At 60.2% G+C, this 16,081-nt stretch carries 9 protein-coding genes; 8 read left to right on the top strand and 1 reads right to left on the bottom strand.

The features are described 5' to 3' along the window. The first annotated feature begins 112 nt into the window (after positions 1–112). The 7 genes from LOY35_RS15990 (at position 113) to LOY35_RS15960 (ending at position 14,363) form a co-directional block, all read left to right on the top strand. Positions 113–3,139, top strand: a complete 3,027-nt coding sequence (locus LOY35_RS15990) for an AMP-binding protein (RefSeq protein WP_258624696.1) — start codon at positions 113–115, stop codon at positions 3,137–3,139. 42 nt (positions 3,140–3,181) lie between these two features. Continuing rightward, positions 3,182–8,545, top strand: coding sequence for a type I polyketide synthase (locus LOY35_RS15985; RefSeq protein WP_258624695.1), 5,364 nt, complete (start codon positions 3,182–3,184; stop codon positions 8,543–8,545). A gap of 10 nt (positions 8,546–8,555) precedes the next feature. Further along, positions 8,556–9,587, top strand: coding sequence for a glycine betaine ABC transporter substrate-binding protein (locus LOY35_RS15980; protein WP_258624694.1), 1,032 nt, complete (start codon positions 8,556–8,558; stop codon positions 9,585–9,587). A 557-nt stretch (positions 9,588–10,144) separates the two neighbouring features. Next, complete coding sequence (locus LOY35_RS15975; protein ID WP_258624693.1) at positions 10,145–11,554, top strand: circularly permuted type 2 ATP-grasp protein; 1,410 nt, start codon at positions 10,145–10,147, stop codon at positions 11,552–11,554. Positions 11,555–11,557: 3 nt separating this feature from the next. After that, the gene (locus LOY35_RS15970; protein ID WP_258624691.1) at positions 11,558–12,508 is read left to right on the top strand and encodes an alpha-E domain-containing protein; all 951 of its coding nucleotides are present in this window, start codon (positions 11,558–11,560) and stop codon (positions 12,506–12,508) included. Continuing rightward, complete coding sequence (locus LOY35_RS15965; protein WP_258624688.1) at positions 12,505–13,302, top strand: transglutaminase family protein; 798 nt, start codon at positions 12,505–12,507, stop codon at positions 13,300–13,302. Before LOY35_RS15970 ends, LOY35_RS15965 begins: the two co-directional genes overlap by 4 nt. Before the next feature lie 563 nt (positions 13,303–13,865). Continuing rightward, positions 13,866–14,363: a GNAT family N-acetyltransferase gene (locus LOY35_RS15960; RefSeq protein WP_047698788.1), complete on the top strand. Its 498-nt coding sequence runs from the start codon at positions 13,866–13,868 to the stop codon at positions 14,361–14,363. Between the two features lie 38 nt (positions 14,364–14,401). Here the strand turns inward: LOY35_RS15960 and LOY35_RS15955 are convergent, their stop codons facing one another. Continuing rightward, positions 14,402–15,091 (bottom strand): aspartate/glutamate racemase family protein, encoded by a 690-nt coding sequence (locus tag LOY35_RS15955; RefSeq protein ID WP_258624684.1) that lies wholly within the window; start codon positions 15,089–15,091, stop codon positions 14,402–14,404. Between the two features lie 241 nt (positions 15,092–15,332). Between LOY35_RS15955 and LOY35_RS15950 the strand changes: the two genes are divergently transcribed. Beyond that, positions 15,333–16,004 carry a DUF3313 domain-containing protein gene (locus LOY35_RS15950; protein WP_258624683.1) on the top strand — a complete coding sequence of 224 codons (672 nt, stop codon included), beginning with the start codon at positions 15,333–15,335 and terminating at the stop codon, positions 16,002–16,004. Positions 16,005–16,081 lie beyond the last annotated feature (77 nt).

The raw sequence follows: 16,081 nt of genomic DNA, 5'->3' as shown, positions 1-16,081 counted from the left end.
CTCATGGAGGGTGACTGATATTGTTGTGCCGAATACCTCTGCTGGTCATTTGGCACTGCATGCATGCCCATTTTAATTCTGTATGCCGAAAGCGGTAGAAGGAGTTCTTGGAATGATGCAGCGGAAAACAAACCTTATCGACGATCTACCCATTGCCTTGGATCTTGTCACTAAAATCGATGAATGGGCGGATCAGTATCCTGAAAGAACAGCGATAGTGTTTCAAGGTCAGCCAGTCACCTATGCGGTACTTTCAAATCGAAGAAAAGCACTCGCCAAGCACCTCTTGAGCCAAGGTCTTGGCGTGGGAAGCAAGATCGGAATCCACTTACCCAGGGAGCCTGATCTGATCGTGGCCTTGACTGCGGTTCTGTCGATAGGCGCCATCTTTATTCCACTTCCTCCGGATTCACCACCGCAGCGTAATGAACTGATCTCCAGGCTCGCCCATCTGGACGCCGTGATTAAATCTCAGTCGGTTGATCTTTCACAGTGGCCCATAGGCACATGCCTGGATATCGAGGCGGTGGACTGGTGTGATTCGACATTGTTCTTCGAACCCCTTGTCGATGACCTCTCGCTGGCCTACATATTGTTCACTTCGGGTTCAACGGGGCTTCCCAAAGGGGTGATGGTCCGTCGACAGAACCTCGCTTATTTCTTATCTGCGATCAATGAGGTGATTGATTTTCCGGCGTGGGGAGCGCTCGTTTCCACCACGACCTATGGTTTCGATATTTCCATCCTGGAGTTTTTCCTGCCTCTTGCCCAAGGTGGCACGCTGTACCTGGCCAGTGAGCAACAGAGCCGGGATGGCCAGGCGATCGCGAACTTGCTCGACCACTGCGACAAGGCCTTGCTTCAAGCCACCCCGGCTACCTGGAGGCTGCTGATAGCGGCAGGGTGGCCCCGTACCTGCGCCGTCGGAGCGCTGTGTGGCGGTGAAACATTGCCCGTTGAATTGGGTGAAATAATCTTCCGCTCGGCGAGGGCGGCCTGGAACCTCTATGGACCGACAGAAACAACGATCTGGTCTTTCTGCCATCGCCTGCAAGCCAGCGACTTCACCGGTTCAGCGACCAGTGTCCCCATAGGCCAGCCTTTGCCCGGTACGCGTTTTCGATTGTCTGAATCGCAAGACCCTTCGGGGTCCGAACTGGTGATCAGTGGCCCCGGGGTCAGCGCGGGTTATTTCAATCGGGACGATCTGACCGCGGAGAAATTTCAAGGAGCTGAGACAGGTGGCGCTTCAGCGACCTACTGCACCGGCGATCGGGTTCGACAACGGCTTGATAACTCGCTGGTTTTTATCGGACGTAAGGACCGGCAACTCAAACTGAATGGCTATCGTATCGAGCCCGGCGAGATCGAGTCGGCCCTTCATAAGTCCGGGCTGGTCAGTCAATCGGTCGTCACGCTGGTGGAACATGCGCCTGATGACCGCAGGCTGGCTGCCTATGTGGTGCTGGATAACCAGGCGTCCAGCCAACGCGACGCGGATGCCGGTGTCTGGCTCGACGTGTGGGAAGCCGCTTACCTGTCGGCCCAGAAAAACGAGGTCGCCAGTGCCGAAAGTGGTTACACCTCAAGTTTCTCAGGCGACTTGATCCCGGACAGCGATTTGCGTGAATGGGTGCAGGCGACGGCTTCGCGGGTCCTGGAGTTCGCCGGTCACTCGGTGCTGGATGTTGGCTGCGGTATTGGCATGACGGGGGCGGTTCTGCTGGAGAGCGGCCTCCATCGTTACGTCGGTTGCGATGCCTCCGAGGCGGCGGTTGAGCGCGCGCGCTTGCGTCTGGAGCAGGTCACCAGTCCCCAGGCATCCCGTGTGGTGATGAAGAGGGCGGCCCATGAGCTGGACGCGCTGGATGAGGCGCCTTTCGACGTTGTTCTCCTGAATTCGGTCATCCAGTACTTCCCGGACACGGCCTACCTTGTCGGTGTACTTGAAAAAGCTGTCGGCCTGTGTCGCAAAGGTGGCGTGATTGTCATCGGTGATGTGCCTTACGCGTCCCTGAAACAGGTCTTGTCTGCCGCCGCGAGCCGTACACGGAAACAACTGAGGCGCGCACTTCCCGTGATCGGAGAAGGGGAGTTGTGGCTGGATCCTCTGCAGATCAAGCAACTGGCCTATGCAGTGAAGCGAGTCGTCCACGTAGAGACTGAATTGCGAACGGGGCAGGGCAAGGATGAAATGACCCGTTATCGTTACGACGTCATCATCAGGCTCGACAGGGATGACCGAGCGATTCTGGCGCCGGCAGCACGCTATTCGTATCCGCACGAGCGTCTTCACGCACAGGACCTGGGTCAATGGCTGGCATCGATGCCTTCGTCGTTCGTGCTTTCGGGTGTTCCGAACGTCAGGATCAGCCTGGATCTTCAGCTTGCCGAAGGCGGCTCTTCGATCCGCCCGAGCGAGGCCTGCGACCCGGAATACATTCGTCAATGGGCGGCGAGCCGTCATCGCCAGGCCAAAGTACGCTGGAGCGATAGCCTCCCCGCCGGGACAATGGACATATTCGTGGGGCCCCATGACAGCCTGGACCCTACGTTCGAGCCGCGTCCTGCGTTGAGCGACATGCAGATGGAACCCCCTCCTGTCCGGGAAATCGGGGATGCCGCTATGCGGCAAGAGCTCATCGAGCAACTCAAGGCATCTCTGCGAGCTCATGTGCCTGCCTACATGATCCCCGCTCATTTCATTTTCCTGGAGCGTTTCCCGCTGACGTTCAACGGCAAGCTGGATGTCGCCGCCCTGGAGCGGTTTGCGCCTCGCGTCCACTCCAGGCGCTTGCCCGCGGACGATCAGTCGTTGTCGGTCAAGCAGCGCCTGACGCAAATATGGTCAGACATCCTGATGAATGCCTCGATACATCCGACGCTGAGCTTTTTTGCGCAGGGAGGATCCTCTCTGCTCATCGTCAACCTGACCCGGGCATTGAACGATGCCTTTGGCTTGAACCTTCAAGTCACGGAGTTGTTCGAGGTGAACAGCCTTGACGCGCAAACCCGCCTGATCAACCAAAAGCTGGGATCGGGTGACGCCTCGTCCAAGAATCCGTTTCCTTCTTCCAGTGTGGACCGCAGGACCGCCGCCATCAGATCAGCGGCGCGTAGACGCCAGAAGCAGTTATAGGCGCCATGTGCCAAGTCACTTTCAAATTTGGGAGAGAAGAGGATGAGCGAAACCAATTATCACGGGAATGAGATTGCCGTCATTTCCATGGCTTGCCGATTCCCCGGTGCCGACTCCGTTGACGCCTTCTGGGAAAACCTGGTCTCGGGACGGGAATCCATCGACTCCATTTCGCTGGGGGCCTTGCTGGAGGCCGGTGTGGCAGCTGAACAGGCTGACCGAGAGGACTACGTCGCCAGAGCGGCCCGGCTGGACAATGTCGATCGGTTCGATGCCGGCTTCTTCGAGATGCCGGCCCGCGAAGCGGCGATTACCGATCCCCAGCATCGTCTGCTGCTCGAATGCGCCTGGGAGGCGTTGGATGCGGCGGGCTTGAGCAAGGATCGTGAAGCACTGAACATCGGTGTTTTCGCCGGTGCAGGCCATAACGATTATCTTCATAACCAGGTTCTAGGCGAAGGGACCGGCGAAAGCGGTTTCCTGGACAGCAGCGCAGGCTTCATGAATCTGCTGGGCAACGATAAGGATTATCTGTCGACGCGGATCGCCTACAAACTGGGGTTGCGGGGGCCCGCGCTGAACATTCAGACGGCGTGCTCGACCTCGCTGGTCTCGATCCATATGGCGTGTCAAAGCCTATTGCTGGGCGAGTGCGATGTCGCGTTGGCCGGCGGCGTGACCGTGCTGGTCCCGCATGCCATGGGCTATGTCTACCAGGAGGGAATGATCCAGTCGCCGGATGGGCATTGCCGGGCGTTCGATGGGTCCGCGCAGGGAACGATCTTTGGCAGCGGTGCCGGGCTGGTCACGCTCAAGCGTCTTGCCGATGCCCTGGAGGCGGGCGATGCCATCCAGGCGGTCATCAAGGGGTCGGCCATCAATAACGACGGCTCCAATAAGGTCAGCTTTGCCGCTCCCAGTTCCCAGGGACAAGCCCAAGTCATTGAGCAAGCGCTGGCGAATGCCGAGGTGAGCGCTGCGACCCTCGGCTTTGTGGAAACCCATGGGACGGGGACCCCATTGGGCGATCCAATCGAGTTCAAAGCGTTGAGAGATGTGTTTACGCAGCACGGTGCCGGGGCAAACACCTGTGCATTGGGAGCGGTGAAAACCAACATCGGTCATCTCATCGCCGCGGCTGGCGTGGCAGGCTTTATCAAGACCGTGTTGGCCCTCAAGCACCGGACGATTCCCGCCACGCTGCACTTCACCCAGGCCAACGAAGGCATTCATCTGGACGGCAGTCCGTTCTTCATCAGCGCTCGAACCGTTCCATGGCCGGCCACTGACCTGCCGCGTCGCGCAGGCGTCAGTTCTTTCGGCGTGGGAGGGACGAACGCACATGTCGTTCTCGAAGAGGCTCCCCTGCGGCCGGCCCGTCCGGAGAAAGAGGCCGACGGTCCTTATCTCCTGGCGCTTTGCGCAAAGGACCGCGGCGCCCTGAAAGACCAGATCACCCAATACCGGGAATGGCTCGAACGTCCCGGGACGCCTTCCCTGGGCGATATCTGCTACAGCGCCCGGGTCGGGCGGGCGGAGTTCCCTTTTCGTTATGCCGCATCGGCCCGCCAGACAGAAGCCCTGCTCGCCAAGCTTCAACAGGGCGATCAGGATATTCGCTGGGTCGATCCTGCGGGGGAGCCTGGGCTGGTGTTTGTCTTCACCGGACAAGGGGCTCAGTTTCCAGGCATGGGCAAGGATCTCTACGCGCATAACGAGGTGTTCCGGGCGTCTCTCGATCGCTGCGATGCGATTGCACGGACTTGCATGGGCGTTTCCCTGCTCACGATCCTTTTCCCTTCCGCGCAGGATGATGCCGGGCTGATCGATCAGACACGCTACGCACAACCTGCGTTGTTTGCGCTGGAATATTCCCTTGCCCAGGTGTGGCTGAGCCTGGGCGTCGTCCCCGATATCCTGCTCGGGCACAGCCTGGGTGAGTTTTCGGCGGCCTGCGTCGCAGGCGTATTCAGCCTGGAAGACGGTATGACCCTGGTGGCCGAGCGGGGTCGCCTTATGCAGGCGCTGCCGCGGGATGGTGGAATGTCAGCCATCACACTCAAGGGCGAAGCGTTGGAGCAACTGCTGGCGGAACATGCCATTGACCTGAGCATCGCGGCCATCAACGGCCCAGGTAATGTGGTGGTGTCCGGTGCGTTGAATGAATTGGACAGGCTCCACCGTGTGCTCGATGCCCGGCAAACCCAGTTCACGCGCCTGAAGGTTTCTCACGCGTTTCACTCTGCACTGATGGAGCCGATGCTGGCCTCCTTTGCCTCCGTTCTCAAGCGTATCAGCCTGTCGCCGCCGCGCTATCCGCTGATCAGTAACGTCAGCGCAGAGATCGCGACAGCGCGCCTGGTGACGCCGGAGTACTGGCTGGAACATGTTCGCCAGCCAGTACGTTTCATGGACTGCATCCAAGCCGCATTCGAAAACGGCGGCCGCACTTTCCTCGAGATTGGGCCGAAGGCGGTGCTGTCAACGATCGGAGCGGCGTGCCTGCAACCTGATGACGCCGACCAGGTCAGCTGGATAACCAGCCTGAGCAGTAAGATCGCCGATCGGGACCAGCTTCTGCAAAGCGCGGGACAGCTGTTCGAGTCCGGGGTCGAGCTGGACTGGAATACGCTTCTGAACGGTTCGGCGTCGACACGCGTCACTGTCCCGAATTACCCATTCCAGCGGTCCTGCCACTGGCTGGGGCGTCCTGTCCCAGCCAAGTCGCAATGGCTGACGACCGTGGAATGGGTGCCGCAACCCAGCCGTACGCCGGTCGTTGACAATCAGAGTCCTAGCGGGATGTGGCTGTTTATCGGCGGCACCAGCGAGTTGGTCCAGGGTATTGGCAAGAGTCTGCCGAGTACTGACGGGCCGGTGGTTCATGCGCTGTTCGCCGATGATTGCCGCCGGGTCAGCGCCCATCTCTGGCACATCAGGACCGGTTTCCCCGAGGACCTCCATGAGCTGTTCCAGTCGCTGCCAGTCTCTGCGCAATGCCCGCTCAAAGGCGTGGTTCACCTCGGCGGGACCGACCCGATAGCCTCCCAGGATCGCCTTTCAGGACAGGAAGACCTCGCTCCCCTGGAGACCGGTCTCTACAGCGTGGTGGCGACCCTGCAAGCACTGGCGAGCGCCTCCAGATCAGAGGTCGCCAGGTTCTGGATCGTGACACGCGCAGCGGTCAACGTACGTTCGGCTTCTTCGTTGATCAATGTCGCACAGGCGCCGCTTTGGGGATTGGCCAAAGTGATCGCACAGGAAGAGCCCGCGGCCTGGGGCGGCTTCATCGACTTGCCGCCAGACCTGGAGGATGTCGATCTGTCGCTTGCCGCGCAATTGATGCTTGCGAGCGGCCAGGAGGATCAATTCGCTATTCGCCAGGGTGGCGTCCATGTACCCAGGCTCGTGGAAGCCTCCCCAGGGAAGTCGAGGCACATGGCGTTAAGTCCGCAAGCGACCTATCTGGTTGTTGGCGGGTTCGGTGGGCTAGGGCGCGAGGTCCTTGCCTGGCTGGTGGAAAAGGGCGCCCGTCATTTGGCGGTGGTTGGGCGCAAGTCGCTGGACGCAACGGGCTCGACCGTGCTGGACAGCTTCAGGCACCAGGGGGTGGGCATCGATTATCTGCGTATGGATATCGCCACGGGTGAGGCCGCCGAAACCCTGGCGTCGTACATCGGTACTTTGCAATGGCCGCTACGAGGTGTGTTGCAATTGGCGGGGACAGTTGAAGACGCTGTCCTGTCGAAACTGAGTGCGTCGTCCCTCCATCATGTCCTGTTGCCAAAACTGCAGGGCACCCAGGTGCTGGATCGGGTCACCCGCGATCAGCCGCTGGATTTTTTCATCGGATTTTCCTCGATCAGCGCGTCGCTGGGTTTCAAGGGCCAGGCGAACTATGTCGCGGCCAACAGTGCGATGGACGCCATCATGGAAAACCGCGTCAGTTCGGGATTACCCGGTTTGAGCATCGCCTGGGGCCCCTGGTCCTCCGAAGGCATGGCCAGTCGGGTCGACAGTGTCTTCAAGAAGCGCTTGTCGGCATTGGGCATCAACTTCATATCCGCGCAAGCCGGCTTGCAGAGATTGTGGGACAACCTGTCCGCACAAGGTGTCATGGGGATCGCGCCGATCGACTGGAAGCCCTATAAGGCCCACTTGCAATCCAGCGACTGGCCCTACCTGTCGCTGATTGACGCGCAGCATCCAACGGGCGAGACGACGGCGGAGGGCGATACGGTTCCTTTCCTGGACACGGTGTCGTCGCTGGATGGCGAGCAGCGACAGGCGTTCATCCTAGATCGGTTGAGGTCTGTTGCAGCGCGTGTCGCAGGCGGCTTCGACTCTGATGCGATGCCCATGGACAAGTCCCTCACGATGATGGGGTTTGATTCGCTGATGACCGTTGAATTTCGCAACAGTCTGAAAAAGCTCGGCATCAATTTCCCCCTGGGCAGGCTTATCGTAGGTGCCACGCTCAACGATATCGGCGATTTCGTACTCGAGCATGTCGAGGCGGCCCGTCCGGGCGATCCGGTCGAGCCGACAAAGGCTGGCCCACCCAGGTCGCAAGAGGAGCAGACCTCCGGCTGCCTGGTTATTCCAGTCCCTCGACCCCAGGCCACGCTGCGTTTGATCTGCTTTCCCTATGCGGGCGGCGGGCCGGCGGTGTTCAAGGGGTGGGCAGATCGACTACCGGATCATATCGAGCTCTGTCTGTTGCAATTGCCCGGACGCAATGCGCGACTGGGGGAGAAGTCGTACACCCGCATGGAAGAGCTGGTGACAAACCTGACGCCGGATCTGCTGCCCTACCTGGACCGGCCGTTCGCATTCCTTGGCCTGTGCCTGGGCGGTGTCCAGGCGTTTGAAGTGGCGCAACGCCTCGCCAAGGCGCATGACCTGTACCCCTCACAGCTGATTTTTGCCGGAAGCCGGGCACCGCATTTCTACAACGAGCATCAATTCGCCTCGGATGTCCTGCAGTTCAATTACGAATCGGATGGTGAGTCCGCGCAAAAGGGTGACAGCGAGCTCATCGCCATGCTCAAGGAAATGAATTTTGCCAACAATCAGGCGCTGTTCGATGACGCTGAAATGCGTGACTTGATGCTTCCAATCATCAAGGCGGACTACGAAGTCAATAACACCTACCTGTACCGGGCCCATCCGCCGCTGGCGGTGCCCATTACCTCGATTGGCGGACGGATCGATCCCTACGCCACTGGCGTGCACATCACCGGCTGGCGTGAACATACCACCGACGCGTTCAGGTCGGTGTTCTGTGCCGGGGATCATTACTTTGTGGAAGGCCAGCGAGATCTGATCGCCAGTATCGTGGTGGAAACGCTTGCCGGTTCACCCACCCCGGCGCCCCATCGCCCCGCAGAAAACGTTCACTCATAGGAGAGTTCAAATGCCTTCAATGTTCTTGCGTACTGTGCTGTGCTTCATCCTGAGCCTGACGTCCCACTGGGCTTTGGCGACATCTGACCCGCGTCCGATCCGGTTCTACGACGGTGGCTGGGAAAATATCCAGATCGACAATCATATCGCCATGTACATCCTCAAGCATGGATACGGTATGAACGTGGAATCCGTCAGCCTTGATATTGCGCAGATGCAGAATGCGATGGAGACCGGTGCCATCGATATCAATATGGAGGTGTTTACCTCGCTGATGCCACAGTGGGTCCAGGATCAGACGGCGAAGAAAACCATCCTCGATTTCGGCCCCACGTATGAACGTCTTACCCAGGCTTTCTATGTCCCCACCTACATGATCAAGGGCGATGCGGGGCGCGGCATCAAGCCGACGACCCCCGATCTGAAAAGCGTCGCCGATCTCCCCAGGTACGCCGAGGTCTTCAAGCAGGCATCGGGGTCGGGCAAGCCGACCTGGCTGAACTGCATCAGCAGTTGGGCGTGCCGGGAAATCAACCTGATTAAGATGGCCACCTACGGGATCGATAAAACGTTCACGCCAGTGGAGCTCAAGTCCGAGTCGGCACTCAATGCCGCGATCATCTCCGCTTACGAGAAAGGGCAGCCCTTCATGACGTACTACTGGGATCCGAGCCCCCTGATGGGTGAGTTGGCCCTTACGCGTCTGGAGGAGCCCGCCTACAGCGAAGCCTGCTGGGAAGCGATCAAGCAAAGCCTCGCCCAGTTCAAGGAAGGCGTTGGGAGCCGACAAGCCTGTGCCTATGCAGATATCCCGCTGAATAAATACACCTCAGCCAAGTTCGCCGAAGAGCATCCGAGCGTCATTCCTTTCCTGAAGTCGATGTTCGTGGGAACCGACACCATCCGGACCCTGGCAACCCGAATGGTCTCCAACAAGGAGACCCCCGAGCAAACGGCGCGCTATTACTTGCGTAACCACACCGCCGATTGGAAAGGGTGGGTGCCTGAGGATGTGTTCAAGAAAGTCTCCGAGACACTGTAGAAAAGGCATCAGGGACGGGTCGCAACGAAAAAAGGCATGCCGAGAGAATCGGTATGCCTTGTTGTTTGTGCCTGAGTGGGCAGGCAAGACATTCTCGTGACTCCCGTGCAGTGAGTAAAAATTTCCCCCTTTCAGGGCATTCACGCCCTGTTACCGGTCTTTGTGCACCTATTCGACCCGTTCCCGCGCTCTCCACGGGAAGCTGAAATAAAACGTTTCAGCTCTAGAGCCTGCTTTTGTCGCAAAAACGACAGCGAACTTCGCCTGATCGTAATTTTCGCGCTGTTTTTCCACCGGTTTTTTGCCGCTTCATGCTTAGGCATAGCCTTTGCTACGCTTCAACAACCCAAGCCAAACCACCGATGGCTTCAGACGGAGGAATTCATTACGCGGATTTAACAGGGGGCGCACGTCATCCAGACGCAAAGGCCACACCAGAGACGGATGTCTATCGAGGTGCCGAGAGAAAACAGGGCTCATTAGCGCAAGGCAAGGCCGGACCATTGGAATGACGAAGTAATAAGAAATGCCGTGTAGAACGCGGCTGGGAGTTGGCTATGCCCCGAGCTTTTTTTGATGAAATGTATGACGCCAAGGGTGACTGCCGCCCGCATTACCAAGCCTTCGCACGTTGGCTGGCGGACACGCCGGTCGAACTGCTCGAGCAGCGCCGACGCGAAGCCGACCTGCTGTTCCATCGAGCCGGGATCACCTTCACCTTGTACGGGGACGAGCAGGGCACCGAGCGGTTGATTCCCTTCGACATCATTCCCCGCAGCATCAAGGCCAGCGAATGGCAGAAGGTCGAGCAGGGCTGCATCCAGCGGGTCCAGGCGCTGAACATGTTCCTGGCCGACATCTATCACCAGCAGCACATCCTCAAGGAAGGGATCATTCCCGCCGAGCAGGTGCTGGCCAACGAGGGTTACCAGATTGCGATGCAGGGCCTGAACCTGCACCGGGGCATCTACGCCCATATCGCCGGTGTCGACCTGGTTCGAGACGGTGACGGCAGTTACTACGTGCTGGAAGACAATCTGCGCACGCCCAGCGGTGTCAGCTACATGCTCGAAGACCGCAAGATGATGATGCGTCTGTTCCCCGAACTCTTCGCCGCCCAACGGGTAGCCCCCATCGATCATTACCCGAACCTGTTGCTCGACACCCTCAAGAGCTCGAGCCCGCTGGATAACCCTACCGCGGTAGTCCTGACCCCGGGCCGCTTCAACAGCGCCTACTTCGAACATGCGTTCCTGGCTCGGGAAATGGGCGTGGAGCTGGTGGAGGGCGCCGATCTGTTCGTGCGCGACGACCATGTCTACATGCGCACGACGGCCGGTCCCAAGCAGGTGGATGTGATCTACCGGCGTCTCGACGACGCGTATCTCGACCCGCTGTCGTTCAATCCCGATTCGATGTTGGGTGTGCCAGGCCTGATTGCCGTCTACCGTGCCGGCAATGTGGTGCTGGCGAACGCGGTCGGTACCGGCGTCGCCGATGACAAGTCGATCTACCCTTACGTCGACGAGATGATTCGTTTCTACCTCACCGAAGAACCCATCCTGAAGAATGTCCCTACCTGGCAGTGCCGCAAGCCCCAGGAACTGTCCCATGTGCTGGCGAACCTGCCTGATCTGGTGGTCAAGGAAACCCAGGGCTCCGGCGGCTACGGCATGCTGGTGGGGCCAGCGGCCACCGCGGCGGAAATCGAAGACTTCCGTGCACGACTCAAGGCCCGTCCCGAGGCCTACATCGCTCAGCCGACCTTGAGCCTGTCCACGTGCCCGACCTTTGTCGAAAGTGGCATCGCGCCGCGCCATATCGACCTGCGGCCGTTCGTGCTGTCAGGCAAGGAAACCCGCCTCGTGCCGGGTGGCCTGACTCGCGTGGCACTGCGCGAAGGCTCGCTGGTGGTGAATTCGTCCCAGGGCGGCGGCACCAAGGACACTTGGGTAGTGGAGGATTAAGACATGCTTTCAAGAACCGCTTCGGACCTCTACTGGATGTCCCGCTACCTGGAGCGCGCAGAAAACCTGGCGCGTATGCTCGAAGTCAGTTACTCGCTGTCCCTGATGCCCCAGGCCGGGCGCAGCGACGGTCATGCCGAGCTGGCGATGTCGCTGCTGGCGGCCGGTACGCTGGATGACTACAACGCGCGTAATGGCGAACTCAACAGCGAGCAAATGCTGCATTTCTTCGCCCTGGATGAAACCAATCCCGGCAGTATCTACAGCTGCCTGCGGGCGGCGCGGACCAATGCCCATGCGGTGCGCGGACGCATCACCGCGGACATGTGGGAAAACATCAATGCCACCTGGCTGGAGATGCGCAACATCGCCAGCAATGGCCTGGGGCGCTACGGCATCAGTCATTTCTGCGAATGGGTCAAAGAGCGTTCGCATCTGTTCCGCGGCGCGACGTCGGGCACCATCATGCGCAACGATGCCTACTGTTTCATTCGCCTGGGGACGTTCATCGAGCGGGCAGACAATACCCTGCGCCTGTTGGATGCACGCTACGAAATGTTTGGCGAGGAGTCGGAAGAGGTCAGCGACAGTTCGGCGCGCGGTTATTACCAGTGGAGTGCCTTGCTGCGGGCGCTGTCGTCGTTCGAGGCGTTCAACGAGATCTACCGTAATGCGCCGAATGCCGAGCAGGTTTCGGAGATGTTGCTGCTGCGCGCCGATGTCCCGCGCTCGTTGCATGCCTGCATCGAGGAACTCGATCAGATCCTCGCCAGCCTGCCCGGCCACAACGGCCGTCCGGCCCAGCGCCTGGCCGCGGAACTGAATGCGCGCCTGCGGTATTCCGGGATCGATGAGATCCTGGCGTCGGGCCTGCACCTTTGGCTGACCGACCTCATCGACCAGATCCGTCATCTGGGCCAGACCGTTCACGAGTCCTATCTGGAGGTCGTATGAAACTGTCCATACGCCACGACACTACCTATCGCTATACCGATGAAGTCTGCACCAGCATCCAGTTCCTGCGCCTGACCCCGAAGGACAGCCAGCGCCAGCGCATCCTGCAATGGCATCTGGAATTGCCGCGACTGGTGCGCAGCCAGATCGACCCCTACGGCAACATCCTGCATGTGATGACCATGGACGAGCCCCACGGCGCCTTGGTGCTGACCGCTTATGGCGAGGTGGAAATCCACCAGGCGGTGGAGATGGAACCGGACCCGCAGTCGCCGCTGCCGTTCCTGCGCACGAGTCGTCTGACCCAGGCGGATGACGCGCTCAGCGCATTCGCCATGGAACAATGCGCAGGGCGACGCGATCGTGCGGCACTGGTCGATCTGATGGAGGGCCTTGCGGCGCGCATGCCCTATAGCCCGGGCACGACCGCTGTCAGCAGCACGGCCGCCGAGGCGTTTGCCGGTGGCGCGGGCGTCTGCCAGGATCATACCCATGCTTTCCTGGCCTGCGCGCGCAGCCTCGGTATTCCGGCGCGCTATGTCTCCGGTTACTTGTACACCGAAGATGAATCTCATCTGGCCAGCCATGCCTGGGCCGAAGCCTGGCTGGACGACGGCTGGTACAGCTTCGACGTGACCAACCGCCTGACCCGTCCCGACCGGCACCTGAAACTGGCGGTCGGCCTGGACTACCTCGACGCCTGCCCGGTACGCGGCATGCGCCGGGGCGGCGGGGCAGAACAGATGCACGCACGAGTGCAGGTGAACTCGATGGTGCAGGTGCAACATCAATAAGCCGGACATTCGCTGACGCTGAAGGCCTCATCGTCGGATCGCCGCCCGGAGCAGGCTCGCTCCCACAGGGTCTGGGGGTGTATGCAAAAACTGCGTCCATCCAAGTCCAGTGTGGGAATGGCGTCGTGCGCAATCCAGCGACCACCCGGATCCCCTGTGGGAGCGAGCCTGCTCGCGAAGCGGAGGGTCTGTCATGAAGATATTGAATGTTCCGACCCCATCGCGAGCAGGCTCGCTCCCACAGGGTCTGGGGTGTATGCAAAAACTGCGTACATCCAAGTCCAGTGTGGGAATGGTGTCGTGCGCAAATCCAGCGACCACTCGGATCCCCTGTGGGAGCGAGCCTGCTCGCGATAGCGGTGGGTCTGTCATGAAGGTATTGAATGTTCCGACCCCATCGCGAGCAGGCTCGCTCCCACAGGGTCTGGGGGTGTTTGCACATGCTGCGTCCATCCAAGTCCAATGTGGGAGCGGGCTTGCCCGCGATGGCGTCTGTACATTCGCTACCGGATGATCGTCGGTTTATAGTCGACGGCCATGTCACGTTTCCAGGAAGGAGCCGTATGTCCGAGCCCACGATCACCATTGCCCGTTTCACTGAAGCCCATCTCGACGCAGTTACCGCACTGTATAACGACCCGGCCGTTACCCGTCAGGTGCTACAGATGCCGTTCCAGTCCACCGAGGTCTGGCGCAAGCGTCTGGCGATGGACGATGAACGCCATGTGAAACTGGTCGCGCTGCATCAGGGCACTGTCATTGGCAACCTGGGGCTGGAGCAGTACTCGCGTGTCCGTCGTGCCCACTGCGGTAGCCTCGGTATGGGCGTTGCCGTCGCCTGGCAAGGCAAGGGCGTGGGCTCGATGCTGCTGGCCGCCGCGTTGGAGGTGGCGGACAACTGGATGAACCTGCGACGGGTCGAGCTGACGGTATACGCCGACAACGAGGCCGCTGTCGGGCTGTACCGTAAATTCGGCTTCGAGACGGAAGGCCTGATGCGTGACTATGCGGTGCGTGACGGGCGCTGGGTTGACACCCTCGCCATGGCGCGGCTCCGTTGAGCAGGTTGTAGCAAGGCCGGGCACCTCAGGCCTGTCGATCAATCCAAGGCAAACGCTACTGCCGCCCGCGCATGCAGGTGGGTAGTGTCGAGCAGGGGCAGGGCGCTGTGCTCGGGTTTGATCAGCAGGCCGATTTCCGTGCAGCCCAGGATGATCGCCTGGGCGCCACGGCGGGTCAGGGACTCGATGACCTGCTGGTAGACCTCGCGCGATGCCGGGTTGATCACGCCCACGCAGAGTTCGTCATAGATGATGCGGTGCACCGCCAGGCGCTCTTCGGCGTCGGGTACCAGGACGGTCAACCCTTGGGCACTCAGCCGTTCCTTGAGGAAGTCCTGCTCCATGGTGAACGCCGTGCCCAACAGACCGACCGTCACGGTGCCCCCATCGAGGGCGGCCTGGCCGGTGGGGTCGGCGATGTGCAGGAATGGAATCGAAATGGCCGACTGGATCTGCGCCGCCACCTTGTGCATGGTGTTGGTACACAGCACCACGCACTCGGCACCGCCGGCCTGGAGGCGTTGCGCGGCATCTACCAGGATGGCGGCGGCATCCTCCCAGCGCCCGGCGTGCTGGGCCTGCTCCACCGGGCCGAAGTCGACGCTGTGCATCAGCAGTTGCGCCGAGCGCAATGGCCCGAGCCGGTCCCGTACCTGCTGGTTGATCAAGCGATAGTATTCGGCGCTGGATTCCCAGCTCATGCCGCCGATAAGGCCGATGGTGCGCATTGGATGTCCTCGGGCAATGGCCTGTGTCGACGGGACAGGCCTGCCTGGAGTCTCCAATTGTTCAGGCACGGGGGCCAGCGGAATATCAACTGTAACGCTCATCTTTGCGCCAGGTGTCATGGTATGGGCGCCTTGCCGCCGCCATCCAGGGGAAAACGAAAAACCTGGGCAGGCGCGTGTTCGATCTGTTGACTATACCTGTAGTCCCGGCCCGTCTCGTGTGGCTTACAGGAGTGACAGCATGAAATTCGCGTCCACCATCAGCATCGCCTGTGTCTTCTCGCTCACCTTGGCGGGTTGCTCCAGCAAAGTCACTCAGCCAGATGAATACTCCGGGTTCCTGGGGGATTACAGCCGGCTGAAGGAAGAGAAATCACCTTCGGGAGCCGAGGTGATGCGTTGGGTCGATCCGCAGATCGATCCGGACAAATACACCCACATCTATATCGAGCCGACGCAGTTGTACCCCAAGCCGAAGCCGACCGTGAAAATTCCCCAGGCCACCTTGTCCGGCATCACCGCGTATTACGACCAGGCGCTCAGGCGAGAAGCAGGCAAGTCCTTGCCCCTGGCGACCGCTCCAGGCCCGGGCGTATTGGTGATGCGTGCGGCCATCACCGCCGTCGGCAGCAAGACCGAGGGCCTGAAGCCTTATGAGGTGGTGCCGATTGCGCTGGTGGCGGCCGCGGTCAGTACCGCCAGCGGGATTCGCGACCAGGAAACCACGCTGGGCACCGAGGCGGTGTTCCTCGACGGCGGTAACAACGCGGTGATCGCCCAGGTGGTGCGCAAGGGCACGGGCAGGCCGTTATCCAATGACTCCCAGGTGATGAAGCCTGATGACGTCAAAGGCGTCATCGATGGGTGGGCGGTGGATCTGCACCAGTCGTTCCTGAAGCTCAAGGACAAGTAGCGGCCTCCGAGCCGTGACTTTTTATGTCCAGCCATAGGTCGCGGCGGGATTTCATGGTTAACTCCGGCCTCGACCTT

It is taken from the genome of Pseudomonas sp. B21-028, assembly GCF_024749045.1.
In the GTDB taxonomy this organism is placed as follows: domain Bacteria; phylum Pseudomonadota; class Gammaproteobacteria; order Pseudomonadales; family Pseudomonadaceae; genus Aquipseudomonas.
This window is presented reverse-complemented; position numbering and strand designations above follow the sequence as displayed.